This is a genomic window from Enterococcus viikkiensis, assembly GCF_005405345.1.
Taxonomy (GTDB): Bacteria; Bacillota; Bacilli; order Lactobacillales; family Enterococcaceae; genus Enterococcus_A; species Enterococcus_A viikkiensis.
Map to the genome: position 1 here is coordinate 17,897 of NZ_BJDW01000016.1, position 18,576 is coordinate 36,472.

The following is an 18,576-nucleotide window of genomic DNA, read 5'->3' on the forward strand; positions in this document are numbered from 1 at the left end:
TTGTTATTCAAAATACTGTTAAAAGAGCGTTGCTAGTAAAACACTTTGCTATAAAGAGCTTTGTTCTCAATAATCATTATTACTTAAAAATAATTTAAATTATTCAATATATAGCTATTTAGCAAATAAAATCGGCTGATCTTAATTATTTTATTTCTATCTCTAAAAAAATGACAAGATATTACCTGTAAAAATACCTAAAGGAGTTAAATTGGTATACAATATCAACCATATGTATTTGTCCATCCAGGAGGCTCTTTATGTTAAAAAGGTATATTGAAAAAAATATTTTTCGCCAAGTCTATCTTTGCCAACAGTTGTATCAGAAAAAAAGAATTTCGATCCAACTAATGGCCGAACGATTAAACGCTTGTACCATGACTATCAACAATGACCTAGATCTACTAAAGGAAACTTTCGGACAGGAAATTGCTACGTTTGAGCGAACAAGAGACACCTGTTTTATTGCTTTTGATTCTATCTATCCTTTGTTAGAACTAACGCAGCGAATTTATCGGCGCTCAGATTTTTTACGAGTATTAAATGAGTATTTAAAGGGGAATACCCATTGGTCGGAAATTGCAGAAAAAGAATTTCTTTCTACTAGTAAAATTTACCAAATCCGTAAAGATATTTTTAGCTTCGCAAAGGAACTAGGGTATCCTTATTCTCCTCACGCCATTGATTTTCCTGAAAAAGACATTCGCTACTTGTTGTTAGCCATTTCGCGATACACAGGCGATATTTCAACAATCCCCTTTAACAAAATGATTGCACACGCCGCAGAGGAATTAATTACTTATGTAGAAGAACATTTTTTTGCTCGAGCGTATCCTGAAAATGAACGAGCAATTATCATCTCCGGTATCTTACTAAGCAGCCAGCGCGCACGGTGCTTTGCCATTCACTTCTCTGAAGAGGAAAAGCAGATGGCGCAGCAAACACCTTTATTTGCGCTATTGCAAAACGGCGTAAACGAGTTAACTTCGTCTATTTTTACAAACGAAGAGGAGCTGTATTTTATCTATTCACTCTTCAACGCACGAAATTATACCTGCAATAATTACGAGTTGCTTCAGAAGGATTTTGAAGTTGTGTACCAAAATCATATCAAACGTTATCCTGAAATTGAACAATTGCTTTAACAACTCCGTTCTTCCTTAGAGATTCCAGCAGAAAATGAACTGTTACTAAAAAAAGCTTTTCTTCCTTTTATTCGCTCCACTTGGGCCAATTTGCAACTATTTCAACCAGATTTAATCTATCTGAAAGATAGGCATCAATTACAAACGTATCAAGAGATTAAACAGGTCTTGAATCAATGGTCAGACACTTGTTGCACAAATATTCAATGGAACGAAAACCTCATTTGTAAAATGACGCTGATTCTTGATCTATTACGGAAAAATACTTTCAAACAAAAAATCGAATTATATATCGTCACACCCTCTGACTTCAATTTTTTATATTATCAGAAACATCTAAGTGATTTGCTAGATGAACGACATTTTGTCATTAGCACTATGATTTATCACACCTTACATGACGTAATCGATGATGTATTCTTTTGTTCAAGACGTATTATTGTTTGCGATAGCGCCCTTTACCAACAAAATTTAGGCAGTGAAAACACCTTGATCTTCCCTGTTTCGCTTCAAACAATCGACGAAACGTGTATTAAGATCAATCAACTTATGCATCCGACTGAAAAGGAGGTTGGGACAGAAGTGTTCGGCTTCGAGACATAAGACGGGACTTCCGAAAATTACGCCACAAATTTTTGTGAAATTTCGGCTTATTTACGAAAAAGCGACTTCTAGACCACCGTTTATCCATAAAGTAAGGGAGCTGGGATTATATAATATCCCAGCTCCCTTACTTTATTAATGAGTAAATCCATATGTCTTGATTTCAGTTTTTTCATGGTAGACAACATGTGCTTTATTTAATGCATCAATTGCTTCTTGCATATCTTGAACATAATCACACGCCATGTTCATCCCAAAATCAGCACGAATGACCAGCCGTTGAATGATTTCTTGATCCAAGTTCTTAGGAAGCGGATAAGCAGGGACTTGCCACCCTTTCATTAAGAGACGGTCCGCCAAATCATACAGATTCCATTCACGAGTTGCATCTTCTTTCAATTTGTAGCAGACAATCGGTAATTGAGCCCCATCATTCACAATTTCAAATAATCCTGTTTCTTCAATCGCCTTTGCCAAATACAGCGCTACGTTATGTGTACGTTCATGAATTGCTTTATAGCCGTCAAATCCATAACGTACAAAATTATAATATTGGCCGATTAATTGGGCTGCGCTATGAGAAAAATTAATCGCCATTGTTGGTAGTTCACCACCTAGATAGCTGACTTTGAAGATTAATTCTTTAGGTAAATATTGTTGATCACGCCATAGCACCCAACCCACACCAGGATAAACCAATCCATATTTATGACCAGAAGAATTAATCGAAATCACATTTTTCAAGCGGAAATCCCAAACTAGATCAGGCTCAGTGAAGGGAGCGTAGAAACCACCTGATGCTGCATCAACGTGGATGTAAACCTTATAATCCGTCTGTTTGTTGTATTCTTCAACTAGATTATTTAACCCTTTAATATCATCGTAGCGACCTGTATAAGTGATACCCATGATCCCAACGATTCCGATCGTATATTCATCAACATAGTCCATTACCTTGTCCAAATTGATCGACATATGTTCTTGATCTAACGGTACTTCCCGCATTTCAACATCCCAATAAACACAGAATTTTTCCCAGCAGACTTGATAGCCAGATGAGATGACCAAATTTGGTTTTTTCGCATTAAGATCCAACCCTAACTTTTCTGCCCGTTTTCGCCAAGCGAATTTCATCGCCATCCCGCCTAACATACAGGCTTCGGAGGACCCAATTGTTGATGTTCCCATAAATTTTTCCTGCTCACTAGCATGCCATAAATCGGCAATCATATTCACACAACGATTTTCTATCTCTGTCGTACGAGGATATTCTGATTTATCAATAGCGTTTTTTTCTAGCGTTTGACTCATCAGCTTAACTGCCTCTGGTTCCATATACGTTTGGCAGAAAGTAGCTAAGTTTAAACGAGCATTCCCTTCATCCAACATTTCGTCTTGTACCAATTGATAGGCGACACGCGGCTCAATAGATTCTTGATTCAATTTATATTTAGGTAAATCAACTCGTTCACTTTCTGATCCAAAAATTGGTTCTAAATAGTCTGCTTCATCACGATTTTCTTTTCCATATAACATATCTATATCCTCCTAAAAATCTTTTTGTCTTAGTTAATGTTTCAATGTATGTTCTTCTTTTTGGACGATTTCATGTTCACCACGAGCTGCTGGATAAACCGCTGCATTCATATCTCCTGCTTTCATATGAACGGGTTCTTCCAACTTTTTATGACCTTGCTTGTCATGTAGCTCGTAAATAATAAACGGTAAAATCACTGTGATTACAAAACTTATCAATAGTATGACTTGGTAGGTTCGGTCCTCACTCTTTGCAATTGATGCGGGTGGAACAAAAGAAATTAGCAAAGCAAAAACTGATAATAGTAGTCCGACACCAGCAATGATTGTCTTTCCGATTGTTTTTCCCGGCACGTTATAAGAGCGTTCCAAATTTTTCTTTTTATACAAGAGTACGAAATATCCGATAAAGAATAATAAGTACCCGACCAAATAGATAACTACGGTCAAGGAGATGGCGACTAAAAAGGATAAATTATTTCCGCCACCACCAAAGGTCAGTACCGCACCCCAAATCGTTACGATCACTCCTTGAATCATAATCAACGGTACTGGCACTCCATGAGTATTGGTTTTACGCAAGAAGTTGGGTAACAGCCCCCGTTGTGCAGCTGCAAACATCCCACGAGAAGGCCCGACTACCCAAGAACTTACTTCTCCCATTACACCAAAAGCAATCATCAACGCGATAACTTTCACTAGCCAACCTAAATGACTGTTAAAATGCAAAATCAATAATTGGAACGTTTGGATCACTCCAGCGCTTAACGATAATTCATTTTGGGGAATCACTGCAGCAACTGAAAAACCACCAATCGCATCTAAGGTAATCGCTAAAACAACCAATAGAATCATAGCTAACGGATAGTTTTTCTTTGGATTTTCCAGCTCATTAATATGGGAAGCTGATGCTTCAACGCCCATGTAAGCCAAGATAAATGACACAAAAACTACGAGTGTCGACACTTGCGAAAAATCTGGAATAAAGGCTTTTTTACTAATAGCGATCTCTATTGGATTGCCACCGATGAAATACGCTGCTGCCAATCCGAACAAAATTACGGATGGAATAAGAATTCCAATCACAAAGCCAGCTTTCGCAATTTTCGCTGTCCGCTGTGTTCCACCCAATTGTGAAAAGGTCAGTCCCCAGAAAATGATCAAGAGACCAATATATTTCAGTAAAGGATCCGTATTTAATGCTTGAACATTCAATACATATGATAATGCTCCTAGAATGAAATAGATCATCGTGACGAACCCCACTGTGATTTGAAACCATTGAAAAAAGATGGCCGCAAATCCAAATCGTTCGCCTAATGTTTGGCTAACCCAGCTAAAGATCCCACCATTCTGCCAACCTTCTACCGTAGACATCTCAGCCGCACATAAAGCTACCGGTAAAAACCATAAGATTCCACCTAGCAATAAAAAGAACACTAGGTGCAACTTGGAAGTTGCAAATGTTGGATATTCATATACGGTTAAAACCATCGAGGCCGTCAATGCAAAAAAGCCAAATAAAGTTAATTTTTTCTGATCCATAGAACCGCTTCTTTCCCTTTTTTTACATGATTATTGTTGACTGGCTTCAGGGAAAAGACATTGATACACACTGACTAAACATTTTTAAGCACCTTCTTTCTTACACGAATTAGTATAGTCAGCAGTTAGGCCGTTTTTTTCCTTACTTTTTTAAGTTGAAGCACGAAAGTTTAAAAAAATAAAAAATAAACGCTGGTGCTCCATTAACTGAGCCAGGCTTGCTAAAACAAAAAAAGCTTCGATCCTCTCCCAATTTAGGAGAAGACCAAAGCCTTTTTATTTTATACACTATATTCCCTAATATGATCATTCATTAATCCATTGGGAACATCATGTAACCGATACCCATTTCCCCAGTACGTAATGATCCGCACGTTATCAATATGAGCATGAGCGATTTTCTTACGAATATTCCCTACAGCGGTTGACATCTGTACGAGGCGGGACTTACTCACTTCATGATTCCAAACCTTATTACATAGCTCATCTCTTGAAATAATTTTACCGGCACCTTCAGCAAGCGCCGAGATAATTTTCTTCTCGATATTATTTAATGAACTGTAAAAAAGCACCAAGTCCTGTTTTTTCTGCTCCGATTGACGAACCAAGCCTTTGGAAATCGTTTCTGACTGGCCTTGACGTTTATCACCTAACAATAAAAACTCACGCAATTCCGTCAAGGTACACTCAATCGACAAACAATGATTGTCATCAATATTCGGTACTGGTTCATCTGTTCTTCTCAAATAGTGTAATTCCTTTTCAAGTACGATCGGTAAAATATCAGTAAATTCCTGATTCGTCAACGTTTCACTAAAAATCACAATATCAAAAAGAGATAAGATCTCCTCAAAATATTGCGGCTTATCCGCAGCAAAAAATTCTTTTAGGACAAAAACTTCGTAATCCAGTCGTTGCAATTCATTTTGAAAATCCTGCTCAATAATAATATTTCTAGTCAGAATAATCACTTTTTTCATCTTTCATCACTCCCATCTTCCTTTTTACTCACTTTTTCAACCATCAATGGTCCCACTGATCTATCTCTAAAGAACGAATGCCTTTTTTTATCTCATCTATGACTTCCCGAGGCAGCTCATTCTTTCCCTCAATGATTTCCATCAATTGATTTTTTAAGTTCAATCCAATTATTCGCGCTTTTTCTTCTGCACTTTGGATGATTCTACGGCTCAAAGTCGTCGCTTCCAGCAGCTTATCAGCAGCATCTTCACGAATAAATAACTCTAGTGCAGCCTGCTCTTCCTTCGAAAACAAGCAATGGAACAATTCCTCGTTTCTTTCCTGTAAGTACATGTATTGTTCTAAAAGTTGATCGTACTTTTCTTGTAAGCTGTCCTGCTCAGTATTATCTACAAATGCTTGTGGCTGCTTCAAAATAAGGCTCCGCCTTTTCAAACTGTCCTTGCTGTGATAGACAACTTTAGCTATTAAAACTCGTTCATTCATTGCTTCTAACTGGCTATTCAATCCTTTGCAATGACTACGATAAGCAGAAGTTTGCTCTTCTAGCGCACTGCTTATTCCTGTCAATCGCTCTACTTCTTCGGTTAGTTGCTCATTCTCTATTTCCAATGATTCAACTTTTTCATTTAATTGTTGGATTGACTGTTCTTTTAGCTTAGAGATGTTCCAATCCCCCAATTTCTCTTCCTCATTTCATCCTAATTTTCTATTACAATTTTTCTATGATATGTATTTTTTGACTATCTATTAGTAAAAAATAGAAGCGACACTGCACTATTCTATAGTAGAAAAACTTATTTTCTCACTTATTATCGAACAATTTTCTGACTATCTTTGCTAGTCCTTTTTCTTAATAGAACAGAATCAACCTCACTATAAAAAAATAGAGTGCTATCTGGGAAGCTTCTACTAATCAAAGAATAGAGATTTTTTTCGATATTTGAATCAATAGTCTATTGAGAATATTCGATTTTCTCATGAGAGACTCTTTCGATAACCCCAGTTATATAATCACTAAAAAAATATAGTCCTGATTTAACCCAAAAAGTATAATAATTATTTTTATTTCAAACAAATGATATTTATGTTTTATTATACATCTATTTTCAAAAAATTATAAAATATTTTTTATAATAAATCAACAGCATAGTAATTTTTAAAGAAACCTTTTTTTTAAAATGTTTTTTAGTCTACGAAATATCTAATTTTTTTATCATTGAAAATACATAAAATTTCGTTTAAGAACTATTGCGTATTCTTTCTTATGTTTTTGGATGAGTCATCGCGAAAAACCTCACATAATAATCATCATCTCTAAATAAGTGTTACGTATTTTCGTCAACCTAGTAAAGCAAAATGGTTTTTTCACATTAAAATTAAGAGTATTTTTATGTGGAGCCTTTTTATGACAAAAAAAGATTAATATATTTTCACATAAAAAATTATAATTATGGAGAAATTATATAGTAAGCTCAAAAAAGGATATTTATTCATTTTTTTAAATCTTTATTACTTGTATGATTTGTCCATTTTTTGAAATGCTGGTTATTTTTCAACTTTTGATTGCTTAGTTGCTATTTAAAACAATTCCAACCACCCCATTCTTATTTATAATTGCGGTAAGGATTATAAACTAGAAATGAAATAAAACACCTAAAACCTTGATAGGATACTTTTCCCAGCTTTCCACTCTTTAATAAGAATTATTCTCTTTTTCTAAAATCCTCATAGATTCTTTTGTATTTCTACCAGGCAGTTAACTTATAGAACGCGCTACAATGATTCTTACGAATGGATTAGTCGAAGCAGCGACTTAATAGTGCTGTATTAATATGAAATTCTTTCCACTAACAAACCTACGCCCTAATAGCTTGTTAGATTTAAAAGAACCACTTCATTAAACTTATGCTTAATGAAGTGGTTCTCTTTAAGAAGGAATCATTTTTTTGAAAAACTTTCTTAACTCTAAGGCAAAGAAACGTCTGTTTCGACCATTTCTTCCTCTAAATAATCAAAAATTCTTTTATTCAAACGATAACCTTGTCCCCAAACAGTTTGGATAGCATCATCGCCTAGTTCATTTTCTAGCTTCTCATTTACTTTTGAAACTACTTTAGACAAGCTCGCTAAAACGGATTTCGTTGGGTCTTTCCCCCAAATTTGGCGGCTAATTTCCTCTCTTGAAACCGTTCGATCACCGGACTTAATCAAATAGTAGACAATTTCTTTTTGCTTCAATTTCAAATTCAAATCAGATAATTTTTGCTTTACCGTAATTTGTTGCACGCGTTCCACATCCTTCAACACAAGCCGGGACAGCTCTGCTGCTAATAAGACTTCACGCAATCGCTCCAAATTCACCCCTATAGGAATCCTAGCATCAAAAATAGTCTCAGAATCTTGACAATTAATCTCACTTGAACGACGAAAAGTTTTAAAATTTCTATGAGGCAGCATCGTGATTAACTCCTCTGCTTCCTTATCGTAAAGTGTCTCGCTAAAAATAATTGCTGCAAATTGATAAAGAAAATCCTCATTGTATGATTTATTCCGAATCAAAGAAATCATAGTACTGGAACAATAGACTTCATGTCCTAACTGCTTCAATTGGCGTTCGAAATTTTCTTCATATAGTGGGACTTTAGTCAAAAGTAATAATTGCATGATCTGCTCCTTTCGATGGCTTCAACTTCCTATTTTTTCAGAGCGGCAGCTAAAAAAATTCAGTCTTAACACTAAGACAGTCATTTTTGAAGAACACCTCTATAATATAATTTATTTTTAATAAAAATAATTATATTATAATGTTCATCACAGGTCAAATTTTATTTTTAATCATTTTTTGTTTTTTTATTTTGATTAAATAATTATTTCATTGTTACAAATATAATAATAGCTTATCACTATTTTACCGAAAGTTTTTACCATAAAAAAATGCCTCGCTCTGAACCAGTCAGAGCGAAGCAGCTTCTTCTATTTTACATTCAAGATCCACATAAAACCAATAAAGACGAAAAATAATGCATACATGATCGGTGACACTTCCTTGCCACGTTTAGCTGCGATCATGGTAATTGGATAAAAAATGAAGCCTAGCGCGATTCCATCTGAGATACTATAAGTCAATGGCATGCCGATTAAAATCAAGAAGGATGGGATCGCAATCTCTAACTGATCCCATTTGATTTGACGTAACGATTGTGCCATTAACACACCAACTACAATCAATGCTGGTGCGGTAACCTGTGAAGTAACGACGGATAATAGTGGTGAAAAGAACAATCCAAAGATAAAGAAAATTCCGGTAGTAATTGCTGTTAACCCAGAACGCCCACCGACAGCTATCCCTGCTGAAGATTCAACATAAGCCCCGACAGGTGAAGTTCCTAATAATGAGCCAGCTAACATTGCAGTAGAGTCAGATGCTAACGCTTTTCCGACCCTTGGCATTTTATTATCCTTCATAAATCCAGCTTGGTTGGCTAATCCAACTAAAGTCCCTGCTGTGTCAAAAAAAGTAACCAGCAAGAATGTCAAGACAACGACCCAAAGCTGCAATGTATTAATATCTTTTACATGCTTCAAGGCTACTAAAAAAGTTGGCTTTAAGCTCGGTGCTGCTGAAATGATTTGGGTCGGCGCATGGATCAAACCAGTTGCTAATCCTAATAAAGTCGTCGCCACCATACCAATAAAGATTCCGCCAGGCACACGACGAACCATCAAAATTGCGGTCGCAATCAAACCAAAAACAGTCAGCCAAGTAGTCCCTACGCTCAAGGATCCCAAGCCCACTAGGGTAGACTTGTTGGCGACGATGATGCCACCTTCACTTAAACCTAAGAAAGCAATAAATAAGCCAATCCCACCAGAAATCGCATATTTTAAATCTGAAGGAATTGCGTCAATGATCATTTCTCTAAGTTTAAAAATCGTGATCACGATAAAGATTAGTGACGCAACAAAAACGCCGGCTAATGCCGTTTCCCAACGTATCCCCATGCCGATACAAACCGAATAAGCAAAGAATGCATTGATTCCTAAGGCAGGTGCAGTTGCAATGGGATAACGAGCCAAGACACCCATCAGAATACAGCCTAAGGCACTGGCTAAAGCAGTTGCGGTAAAGACTGCTCCTTCATTCATTCCTGAAGCGCCAAGTACACTAGGATTGACGAATAGAATGTAAGCCATCGAAATAAAGGTTGTAAAGCCCGCCAATATTTCTCTTTTTACTGTCGTATTTAATTTTTCAAGTTCAAAATAGGAATTTAATTTCCCTTTCATGAATGATCCCCCTAAAATCGAAATAATGTTCGTAATATAATTGCATGTTTTTCCAAACAACGAGGATAATCATATAATAAACAGGATAATAAGTAAACAATAATGTTGAAAATCCCCAAAACACGAACATTCGCTACAATGGTTCTCTCTTTTTAATTTTTTGATGAACATATTAGTGGACAAATGGGGCAATCCTCGATAACTTGATTAAGGATCAAATCGACCCATTAGACCAATTTTTTTATTACTATTACCAGCAGAAAGTTAAAAATAGTTTTGAAAATTATTAGGAAATTAAAGGAGAGTCACTGTGAAACAATTGACCTTCAAGCAATTTTGGGAACTGTCTGAAATTTATACTGCACCCTTGAATCTTTTTATTATTTTGTTAGGCTATGGGATTGCAAAATTTCAATTTAATAGTCGCCCTAGTCCGGAATTTTTTCTTTTTATTTTAATTATCGTGATGTTTCATATTACCGTGAATGTCTTCAACCACTACATGGATTATCAAAATGCTTCGGATGAGAACTACAAACAACAGACAAACATCATCGGACGAGATCACTTGGATCTACGTTTTGTCCGCAATCTTTATTTAGCTAATTTGATTGTTTCTTTTTTATTGGGATTGCTTTTAGTTTGGCAAACGAATTGGGTGATTGGGGTTTTAGGGGGAATCGGATTTTATATCGGATTGTTCTATTCCTATGGTCGACGACCGCTGAATAGTTTGCCAATCGCTGAAGCGTTAACGGGGACCGCCAGTGGCTTTTTTATTACCGTTGTCAGTTACTATCTTGCCGTTTATCAACATCAGGTCGTTACCGTTACGATGGTCGGCAAAGTCTTTCTGATCAGCCTACCGCTCGTCTTGATGATGTTTAATAATTTATTGGCGAATAACACTTGCGACTTGGAAGAAGACATTGAAAACCATCGGAAGACGCTCGTTTACTACTTAGGGAAGCCCTTAGCCGTCAAGGTCTTATTAGGTGCCTATGTCTTCAGCTTTATTTGGTTGGCTGTTTTAGTATTCACAGGACTCGCTCCGTGGACTATTTTGTTTTTACTTTTACTTTTTCCAAAAAATTGGCAAAGCCTAAAAAAATATCGAGCCTTACAAGACAAAAAAACAACCTTCCCCATCGTGTTGAAGGCTATGTCAGCAATCATGGTACTTTATCCGCTGCTTTATTTTATTGGAACACTTTTTTATTAGCCAAACGTCTGCTTGAACAATCAAGCAGACGTTTTTTTGACTAGACGAAACGTTCTTTATATTCTTCAATAATCTGGATTCCCGAGCTGGTACCAAGACGCTCGGCCCCAGCTTCAATCATTGCTAGTGCCGTCGTCAGATCACGAATGCCCCCGGCCGCTTTGACTTTCACTTCTTCACCGACAACTTTTTTCATTAGTGCCACATCTGCTAGTGTCGCCCCACCAGTTCCAAAGCCGGTCGAGGTTTTGACAAAATCTGGTTTGATTGCTCGAGCGATTTCACAAACAGTGACTTTTTCTTCATCCGTTAAATAGCAATTTTCTAAAATGACCTTGCTTAGGATGCCACCCGCCCGAGCGGCTTTGACAATCGCAGACATTTCTTCGTTTATATACTCATTATCGCCGGCTTTCAATTTGCCAATATTGATCACGTAGTCAATTTCATCTGCACCATTTTTAATTGCGTCTTGGACCTCAAAAACTTTTGTTGCAATCGTTGTTTGTCCTAGTGGAAATCCAATCGCTGCCCCTACGTGGACTGAGCTGTCTTGTAAAAATTCTCGGCACTGCTTTACGGGAAACGAATTGATCGCGACCATTTTAAAGCCATAGCGATCCGCCTCTTGGCACAACTGGCGAAGTTCCTTTTCAGTCGCATCTGCTCGTAATAAGGTATGATCGATTTGATTCGCTAACTCTTTTATTCCAATCATTCTGACTACTCATTTCAGGATTTACTAATACCTTTATAGTATCATGGACTCCTCTTTTTTTTGCTAAAAAAAAGGTACTCGAGCTATTCGAGCACCTTTAAAAATTACACCAATTCGCTTGGCCAAGCAGAAGTTCCACCCTCGACATTGATGACATCGTAGCCTTTGGCAGCTAAAAAAGCACAAGCTCTAGCTGAACGAGCACCTGATTGGCAAATAACATAATATTCTTTAGTCTGATCAAGCAGTTGGCTGCGTTCACCTAATTGACTTAACGGGAAATTTTCTGCTGTCGGAACATGACCGGAGAAAAATTCTTCCGGCTCTCGAACATCGAGAATGGTTAATGGTTCTTTTTGACTTAATGGATAAAAAGTGGACATTGCAATTGTCTTAATCATAAATGAGCTCCTCTGGTAGAACGGTTCTATATAAAACAAAGGCACCGTTTAAATTTTTAACATTGAATCCGTTTTGTTTCAGCATGCGTTCGGCGACGTAGCTACGAAGGCCACTGTGACAGCTCACAATATACTCCTTCGTGGGATCTAATTCATTCATCCGTTCCCGTAATTGATTCAAAGGAAGATTGATGGCCTTAGGAAAGCGTCCTTTCGCTAACTCAGCAGGGTTCTGGACTTCAATTAATTGTCGCCTTTTTTCTTGTTCTGCTTTTAATTCGTACCATTGAATCGATTCGCTGATCCCTTCTGCTAAATTGATTGCTCCGTAGCCCAGCAAATTGACTGGATAATTGATTGCTTGGGTAATATGCCCGCTCTGGTACTCATTCGGGGGTGCGAACATCTAACAAAACAATTGATTGTTCCAGTTTTTCAGCCAATTTCTGTGTTGAAATGGTCGGGATCTTTTGAAATAAATGAAACATACTTGCTTTTTCCTCGCATTCTTTTTAATATACCTGCAAGGGTATGTTTATCATAAAAAAATTAATCATGTCAATTATTCTGTTTAGTCCACTTTCCCACAGATCATAACATTTGACGAAGGATACCTTAAGTAAGTATATTCTTATAGAAATAGAGGAGTGTCTACCATGGAATTAGAAAAAAATAAAATGCTGAATCGTTTAAAACGAACAGAAGGCCAGATTCGCGGTGTACAAAAAATGATTGATGAAGAACGGGAATGTATCGATGTAATCACCCAATTAAGTGCCGTACGTTCCAGTATTGATCGGGTGATGGGAATGATCGTCGCCGAGAATTTAAAAAATTGTTTTGAACATCCCGACAAAAACCCCACTGAACAAGCAGAAAAATTAGAACAAGCCATCAATATGATTATTAAGAAATAAGGTGAGCCTATGAATGTCGTCTTCCATATCGACGAATTAGCAAAGTGGTCAGAGACCGCCAGCAATGTCAAAAATTTATTAAAAGAGCCCGTAGACGTTGAAATCGTTGTCTTAGTTAACGGTGGTGCAATTAAAGGCTACCTGGATCCAGAAAATCAATCATTCATTTCAACTACTGCAGTCACATTCCACGCCTGCAACAACGCTATGCGAGCAAATAAAATCGAGGCTGCACAGCTCCCCCAAAACGTTGAAGTCGTTCCCGCTGGTGTACTGGATTTGATTGAGCTTCAGGCGAAAGGCTATGCGTACATCAAACCGTAAATGACAGCATCAGAAACGGCAAATTGCTGAAAGATACCGTCAAAAAAGGAGTATTATTCTTTAAAAAACACTTGGCTTTTTACATAGCAAAGAGGTACTATTGATTGACAGAACACTTCGGTTTATAAAACGGTGAAGGAAGATGACTCTTTTGGTCACACAAACTATTTATTTTGTTATTCCTGCGATGGTCCTTTCCAGTTCCCCTTTTGTTCAAAGGCCCTATCGACAGCCCTTATTACAGCTAGAACGTAGACTAGGTAGTAGTTTTTCAATCAAGCTGATTTCATTACGAGAGCTTAGCGACAACCTTAATCCAGAAGGCCTTTATCTCGTCCCTGAAAATGGTCTCGCCGCGTTAGCCGCTCTTGAGATTGATCTTCCAAGAATAATCAACGTTCCTTCAAATATTTTTGCCGTTGAAGCACAAGCAGATATCGTCAAAAAAATATTTGTTGCACTGAGCCAAAAACAACTATAAAAAAAAATCCCGCTCCATGAATGAGATTCATGGAACGGGATTTCTTATACCCTGATTTTTTTGTAAACATCGATGAGTTCTTTAGCCAAATCGGTAAAGACAATGGACGTCATTAAATGATCTTGACTGTGCACCGTCACCAAATTTAAGCGTATGTTGTTCACCCTGCACTTCTTGGATCGCTTCCTAGGCTTTGATCATGCTGATGGCTTGATCAAGTACCTTTTCACCGTTCATCATACCGTAGTCGGTCATATCGATCACATCAACAGGAATACCTAAAGGTGCTAATTTTTCTTTGAATTGTTTTTGCATGAACCGAACTTGTGGTCCTAACAAAACAGTATGAATTTCTTTTTCTTGAATTTTATTTGTTGCATCAGCCGCTGCTGTGGCAAAAATATCTACATCTATCCCTTTAGCTAGCGCTGCTTTTTGCATTTTAGTAACGAGCATACTGGTGCTCATGCCCGCGTTACAAACCAACATAATCGTTTTTTCACTCATTTTTTGCCACTCCTTGTTCTTCCAATACTTCGCCATTGGTAGCGATCACGTTTTGGAACCAATAGAAGGAATCTTTTTTGCTACGATTCAAGGTACCACTGCCATCATTGTTTTTGTCCACATAGATAAAGCCATAACGTTTTTTCATCTCACCAGTGCCGGCAGAAACTAGATCAATAAAGCCCCAAGGCGTATAGCCCATTAAGTCAATCCCGTCATAGACCACCGCTTCTTGCATCGCTTCGATGTGTTCACGTAAATACTCGATTCGATACTCATCGTGGATGCTCCCGTCTTCGGCGAGCTCATCCACTGCACCAAACCCATTTTCTACGATAAATAAAGGCAATTCATAGCGATCGTTGAACCAGTTCATCGCATAGCGTAAACCGGTAGGATCAATTTGCCAGCCCCATTCAGATGCTTTGACATATGGATTTTTCACTAAGTCATGCGCTTCATCATAATCATAAGCTGGACCTTTATCATGATCTTTAATGGCAAAAGACATGTAATAGCTAAAGCCGATATAATCGACAGTCCCTTTGGTTAATTGGCTTTCATCTTCAGCCGTAATATCTAACGCAAATTCTTGCCGTTCAAAGTAACGTTTCATGTAGCTTGGGTAGCGACCTTTACAATGAACATCTGTGAACCAATAACGGCGTTGCATCGCTACTGTTGCCGCCATCATATCAGATGGACTGCAAGAGTAAGGATAGATAGGAACCATCGCAATCATACAGCCAATCTCAAAATCAGGGTTGATTTTGTGACCAAGCTCAATTGCTTTAGCACTTGCCACCAATTCATAGTGAGCGGCTTGATACATAATCTTTTCCCGATCTTCTCCCGCTTCAAACTTCAAACCAGAATTCGTAAAGGGGGCAAAATCTTCTTGAAAATTTGCTTGATTGTTGATTTCATTAAAAGTCATCCAATATTTGACTTTGTCTTTGTAGCGGCTAAAACAAACTTCTGCGAAACGAGCGAAGAAATCGATCATTTTACGACTGCGCCAACCGCCATATTCTGTCACTAAATGATACGGCATCTCAAAGTGGGATAATGTAATCACAGGCTCAATGCCATATTTCAAACATTCATCAAATAACTCATCATAAAATTGTAAACCCGCTTCATTTGGCTCCGGCTCATCGCCTTTAGGAAAGATTCGTGTCCAGGCGATCGAGGTCCTGAAACATTTCAGACCTAATTCTGCAAAAAGCTTCACGTCTTCTTTATAACGGCCATAAAAGTCAATTGCTTCATGGTTGGGATAATTTTCTCCAGCTAAGACTCCTTCTGTGATTCGCCGGGGAACTCCATTAGCCCCTACTGTCATCACGTCTGCCACGCTAATTCCTTTGCCGCCGTCTTGCCAGCCGCCTTCTAATTGGTGGGCGGCAACCGCGCCGCCCCATAAAAAGTTTTCTTTAAAAATACTCATGCTCCTACCTCTTATCTTTGATTAAACCGTTGCATTACCGTCGGCTGTTTTATCTTCGTTTGCTAAATCTTTTTCGATTTGTTCTACGCTTTCTCCTTGTTCTTGCAAGTAGTTCAATGAATCGACTTTACGAACAAATGGTAGATAGATGAAGAACCCTAGTGTTAGAACAAATGCTTGTAATACAGCTGTTCTCCAACCACCGACTAAGAAACCTGAAATAATTGGCGGTGTGGTCCACGGAACTTGAACCGCTGTAAATAAGGGTACTAAGCCTGTGTATAGTGAGAAGTACGTTACTACACCAGAAACCATTGGGGTCAAAATAAATGGTACTGCCATGATCGGATTCATCACAACGGGTGTTGCAAATAGAATGGGTTCATTGATATTGAAGAAGGCTGGCAGTAAAGCCAAACGTCCTAATTGTTTGAACTGAGCAGATTTTGCGAACATTACCATGAACATCACGTTTCCAATCGTCATCCCTGCACCAGTAACTGTCATAAATTGATCTAAAAATTGTTGTGTTACGATGTGTCCGCCGTTCGCAACCGTCAGCTCTTTTCCTGAGTTTAAAATCGTTGTATTTTGTAAAGAGTTGGCTTGTAGAATTGGGCCCATGATCCCCCCGACTAATGTTGATCCATGCACGCCGAAGAACCACAAGAATGGGACTAAGAAACCTAACATCATGGCACCACCAAAGGTATCGGTTACTCCTTGCATTGGTGTTTGGATCACTTTATAAATCGCTTCGACCACTGTTGTATTGAAAACTTTATCAAAGAGGATATAAACCACTAATGAGAAAGTGGTAATCACTGCTGCTGGAATCAAGGCCGTAAATGAATTGGCTACGTTTGCTGGAACTTGTTCAGGCAATTTGATGCGAATGTCGCGTTTCAAGAACCAAGAGTACGCCCACCCAACGAACAAACCAACTAAGATCGCGCTGATCATTCCTTGACCGCCTGTCCATGTTTTATCGATAACATTCGAAACCATTGCTTTAGTGTCTGCGTTAGTTGCCGTTGAATGTTGTGTTAAAAGGAAGACAACTAAAGAAATCATTCCTGCTGGCAACCCTTCAAAGCCTTCTTCTTTAACATATGAATTTGCGATACCCATAACAGCAAAAATTGACATAATAGCAAATGATGCGCCGTACGCTTCGTTAAAATAAACATCTAAACCACTGTTGGTCACCCATTCCGACACAGCTGGAACCGGAAAATTCGCTAACAATAAGAAAACTGAACCAACGATCGTAAAGGGCATCGTATATAGCATCCCATTACGTAACGCCGTAATTGCTTTGGTATTTACAAATTTTAAAATAGGGGGTAATAATTTCTCGTTAATCCACTGATTCATAAAAGATTCTCCTTTAAAAAGTTATTTTACTGCGATGGCCACTCCGCATTGTATCCGTTTACAAGTTCATCATAAGTGATAGCCTCGCTGATTGAAATACTTTTGGAACAGTGAGAAACATGTTCCAAACAAAAAAACAATTTTCCGTTTCTTACAAAAAAATCCATAAAAAAAGCAATACCAAGACTGTTTATTCAGTCTTAGCATTGTTTTCTTGTTGATAGGCTTGGTGGGCAAGAATTTCTAGCAGAGCAATCACCGGAACTTGAGTCGTTAAATTAATTGCCGCATCGGTGGGATCAGGGCCAGAGACTTCCGGCATATAATAGGAAATATTGAAATCCGCCATTTGTGCAATCGTAGAGTGCTGATCGTTGGTGATGCTTAGTATTTTTGCCCCATAACGCTTAAAGTCCTCGATTTGTTTAATGATTTCCGTCGTTTCGCCGGAAACAGACAACGTAATCACTAAGGTTGTATCTAATCCTTTCGTTGGAACTGGAATAAACGGATCCGTAATCGCGTAGGCATTAAATTTCAAATTAGAAAAGTAGCGGCTGCCGTAGGTTCCTAGCGTTCCGCTTGTTCCAATACCAGTAAAAACCAGATGCTTACTGGTTAAAATTAAATCCACCGCTGGATCAAGGACTGCGTGATAGCTTTCGTTATTGACTTTTTTGAGAAAGGCATCCACCTGGACATTCGCATCATAAAATGCTTCAAATGATTGCCGGTTTTGCGACAGCTCCGTCTTTAAAGCGTATTTAAATTCTGAATAACCTGAATACCCCAGCTTATTCAGACCTCGTAAAATTGTCGAAGTGGACACGTGACAATTATCGGAGAGCTCTCGAATCGTCATGTTGTAGACTTTTTCCATATGCTCTAAAATGTAGCGGTAAACCATCAGCTCCAGTTCATTTAATTCTTTAACCTTTTGCGAATCAAACATTCGTTTTCAACTCCTAACAATGATCCTCTTTATTCTTGTCATTATCTCATAAAAATAAAAAATGACACAGCGTATTCAAACATCAATTGGCTTAGTTAAAAAAAGAGCTGCGATCACTCTTTGACCC

At 37.9% G+C, this 18,576-nt stretch carries 19 protein-coding genes and 1 pseudogene; 6 read left to right on the forward strand and 14 right to left on the reverse strand.

Annotation, left to right across the window (positions count from 1 at the left end; translation table 11 throughout):
- Nucleotides 1–260 precede the first annotated feature (260 nt).
- Both FFM67_RS12440 and FFM67_RS12445 read left to right on the forward strand, forming a co-directional pair.
- Nucleotides 261–1,145: a helix-turn-helix domain-containing protein gene (locus FFM67_RS12440; protein ID WP_246042967.1), complete on the forward strand. Its 885-nt coding sequence runs from the start codon at nt 261–263 to the stop codon at nt 1,143–1,145.
- Between the two features lie 90 nt (nt 1,146–1,235).
- Nucleotides 1,236–1,748 (forward strand): hypothetical protein, encoded by a 513-nt coding sequence (locus tag FFM67_RS12445; RefSeq protein ID WP_246042968.1) that lies wholly within the window; start codon nt 1,236–1,238, stop codon nt 1,746–1,748.
- A gap of 135 nt (nt 1,749–1,883) precedes the next feature.
- Here the strand turns inward: FFM67_RS12445 and gad are convergent, their stop codons facing one another.
- The 6 genes from gad to FFM67_RS08875 form a co-directional block, all read right to left on the reverse strand.
- Nucleotides 1,884–3,284: a glutamate decarboxylase gene (gad, locus tag FFM67_RS08850; protein ID WP_137614204.1), complete on the reverse strand. Its 1,401-nt coding sequence runs from the start codon at nt 3,282–3,284 to the stop codon at nt 1,884–1,886.
- 33 nt (nt 3,285–3,317) lie between these two features.
- Nucleotides 3,318–4,829 carry a glutamate/gamma-aminobutyrate antiporter gene (gene gadC, locus FFM67_RS08855; RefSeq protein WP_137614205.1) on the reverse strand — a complete coding sequence of 504 codons (1,512 nt, stop codon included), beginning with the start codon at nt 4,827–4,829 and terminating at the stop codon, nt 3,318–3,320.
- Nucleotides 4,830–5,110: 281 nt separating this feature from the next.
- Nucleotides 5,111–5,809: a helix-turn-helix domain-containing protein gene (locus FFM67_RS08860; RefSeq protein WP_137614206.1), complete on the reverse strand. Its 699-nt coding sequence runs from the start codon at nt 5,807–5,809 to the stop codon at nt 5,111–5,113.
- 43 nt (nt 5,810–5,852) lie between these two features.
- On the reverse strand, nt 5,853–6,491 hold the full coding sequence (locus tag FFM67_RS08865; RefSeq protein ID WP_137614207.1) for a hypothetical protein: 639 nt from the start codon (nt 6,489–6,491) through the stop codon (nt 5,853–5,855).
- A gap of 1,287 nt (nt 6,492–7,778) precedes the next feature.
- Nucleotides 7,779–8,477 carry a helix-turn-helix domain-containing protein gene (locus FFM67_RS08870; RefSeq protein ID WP_137614208.1) on the reverse strand — a complete coding sequence of 233 codons (699 nt, stop codon included), beginning with the start codon at nt 8,475–8,477 and terminating at the stop codon, nt 7,779–7,781.
- Between the two features lie 309 nt (nt 8,478–8,786).
- The gene (locus tag FFM67_RS08875) at nt 8,787–10,100 is read right to left on the reverse strand and encodes an NCS2 family permease (protein WP_137614209.1); all 1,314 of its coding nucleotides are present in this window, start codon (nt 10,098–10,100) and stop codon (nt 8,787–8,789) included.
- A 310-nt stretch (nt 10,101–10,410) separates the two neighbouring features.
- Between FFM67_RS08875 and FFM67_RS08880 the strand changes: the two genes are divergently transcribed.
- Entirely contained in the window at nt 10,411–11,322 is a 912-nt protein-coding gene (locus FFM67_RS08880) for a UbiA family prenyltransferase (RefSeq protein ID WP_137614210.1), read from the forward strand.
- A gap of 40 nt (nt 11,323–11,362) precedes the next feature.
- On the opposite strand, the gene deoC is transcribed toward FFM67_RS08880, so the two are convergent.
- The 3 genes and pseudogenes from deoC to FFM67_RS08895 form a co-directional block, all read right to left on the reverse strand.
- Nucleotides 11,363–12,040: a deoxyribose-phosphate aldolase gene (gene deoC / locus FFM67_RS08885; protein ID WP_137614211.1), complete on the reverse strand. Its 678-nt coding sequence runs from the start codon at nt 12,038–12,040 to the stop codon at nt 11,363–11,365.
- Between the two features lie 104 nt (nt 12,041–12,144).
- Entirely contained in the window at nt 12,145–12,441 is a 297-nt protein-coding gene (locus FFM67_RS08890) for a rhodanese-like domain-containing protein (RefSeq protein ID WP_137614212.1), read from the reverse strand.
- A pseudogene (locus tag FFM67_RS08895) lies at nt 12,434–12,790 on the reverse strand (rhodanese-like domain-containing protein); the annotation flags it as partial. The gene FFM67_RS08890 and the pseudogene FFM67_RS08895, both read right to left, overlap by 8 nt.
- A gap of 307 nt (nt 12,791–13,097) precedes the next feature.
- Here FFM67_RS08895 and FFM67_RS08900 point away from each other — a divergent pair.
- The 3 genes from FFM67_RS08900 to FFM67_RS08910 all read left to right on the forward strand — a co-directional run bounded on the left by FFM67_RS08900 (nt 13,098) and on the right by FFM67_RS08910 (nt 14,163).
- Entirely contained in the window at nt 13,098–13,358 is a 261-nt protein-coding gene (locus FFM67_RS08900) for a metal-sensitive transcriptional regulator (RefSeq protein WP_137614214.1), read from the forward strand.
- 9 nt (nt 13,359–13,367) lie between these two features.
- Nucleotides 13,368–13,682: a DsrE family protein gene (locus FFM67_RS08905; RefSeq protein ID WP_137614215.1), complete on the forward strand. Its 315-nt coding sequence runs from the start codon at nt 13,368–13,370 to the stop codon at nt 13,680–13,682.
- 151 nt (nt 13,683–13,833) lie between these two features.
- Nucleotides 13,834–14,163, forward strand: coding sequence for a hypothetical protein (locus tag FFM67_RS08910; protein WP_137614216.1), 330 nt, complete (start codon nt 13,834–13,836; stop codon nt 14,161–14,163).
- Between the two features lie 44 nt (nt 14,164–14,207).
- Here FFM67_RS08910 and FFM67_RS08915 read toward each other — a convergent pair whose 3' ends face one another.
- The 5 genes from FFM67_RS08915 to FFM67_RS08935 form a co-directional block, all read right to left on the reverse strand.
- Entirely contained in the window at nt 14,208–14,327 is a 120-nt protein-coding gene (locus FFM67_RS08915; RefSeq protein ID WP_371851582.1) for a PTS lactose/cellobiose transporter subunit IIA, read from the reverse strand.
- A gap of 22 nt (nt 14,328–14,349) precedes the next feature.
- The gene (locus FFM67_RS08920) at nt 14,350–14,670 is read right to left on the reverse strand and encodes a PTS sugar transporter subunit IIB (RefSeq protein ID WP_137614217.1); all 321 of its coding nucleotides are present in this window, start codon (nt 14,668–14,670) and stop codon (nt 14,350–14,352) included.
- Nucleotides 14,663–16,120 (reverse strand): 6-phospho-beta-glucosidase, encoded by a 1,458-nt coding sequence (locus tag FFM67_RS08925; RefSeq protein WP_137614218.1) that lies wholly within the window; start codon nt 16,118–16,120, stop codon nt 14,663–14,665. The genes FFM67_RS08920 and FFM67_RS08925 overlap by 8 nt, the downstream gene beginning before the upstream one ends.
- 21 nt (nt 16,121–16,141) lie before the next feature.
- On the reverse strand, nt 16,142–17,497 hold the full coding sequence (locus FFM67_RS08930) for a PTS sugar transporter subunit IIC (RefSeq protein ID WP_137614219.1): 1,356 nt from the start codon (nt 17,495–17,497) through the stop codon (nt 16,142–16,144).
- Between the two features lie 190 nt (nt 17,498–17,687).
- Nucleotides 17,688–18,449, reverse strand: a complete 762-nt coding sequence (locus tag FFM67_RS08935; protein WP_137614220.1) for a MurR/RpiR family transcriptional regulator — start codon at nt 18,447–18,449, stop codon at nt 17,688–17,690.
- Nucleotides 18,450–18,576: the final 127 nt, after the last annotated feature.

Bases quoted from the DNA above. Each gene is read 5' to 3' on its own strand.
- gadC (WP_137614205.1), bottom strand. From the start codon at position 4,829: ATGGATCAGAAAAAATTAACTTTATTTGGCTTTTTTGCATTGACGGCC.
- deoC (WP_137614211.1), bottom strand. From the start codon at position 12,040: ATGATTGGAATAAAAGAGTTAGCGAATCAAATCGATCATACCTTATTA.
- FFM67_RS12440 (WP_246042967.1), top strand. From the start codon at position 261: ATGTTAAAAAGGTATATTGAAAAAAATATTTTTCGCCAAGTCTATCTT.
- FFM67_RS08935 (WP_137614220.1), bottom strand. From the start codon at position 18,449: ATGTTTGATTCGCAAAAGGTTAAAGAATTAAATGAACTGGAGCTGATG.
- FFM67_RS08925 (WP_137614218.1), bottom strand. From the start codon at position 16,120: ATGAGTATTTTTAAAGAAAACTTTTTATGGGGCGGCGCGGTTGCCGCC.
- FFM67_RS08930 (WP_137614219.1), bottom strand. From the start codon at position 17,497: ATGAATCAGTGGATTAACGAGAAATTATTACCCCCTATTTTAAAATTT.
- FFM67_RS08870 (WP_137614208.1), bottom strand. From the start codon at position 8,477: ATGCAATTATTACTTTTGACTAAAGTCCCACTATATGAAGAAAATTTC.
- FFM67_RS08875 (WP_137614209.1), bottom strand. From the start codon at position 10,100: ATGAAAGGGAAATTAAATTCCTATTTTGAACTTGAAAAATTAAATACG.
- gad (WP_137614204.1), bottom strand. From the start codon at position 3,284: ATGTTATATGGAAAAGAAAATCGTGATGAAGCAGACTATTTAGAACCA.
- FFM67_RS08900 (WP_137614214.1), top strand. From the start codon at position 13,098: ATGGAATTAGAAAAAAATAAAATGCTGAATCGTTTAAAACGAACAGAA.
- FFM67_RS08860 (WP_137614206.1), bottom strand. From the start codon at position 5,809: ATGAAAAAAGTGATTATTCTGACTAGAAATATTATTATTGAGCAGGAT.
- FFM67_RS08905 (WP_137614215.1), top strand. From the start codon at position 13,368: ATGAATGTCGTCTTCCATATCGACGAATTAGCAAAGTGGTCAGAGACC.
- FFM67_RS08890 (WP_137614212.1), bottom strand. From the start codon at position 12,441: ATGATTAAGACAATTGCAATGTCCACTTTTTATCCATTAAGTCAAAAA.
- FFM67_RS08920 (WP_137614217.1), bottom strand. From the start codon at position 14,670: ATGAGTGAAAAAACGATTATGTTGGTTTGTAACGCGGGCATGAGCACC.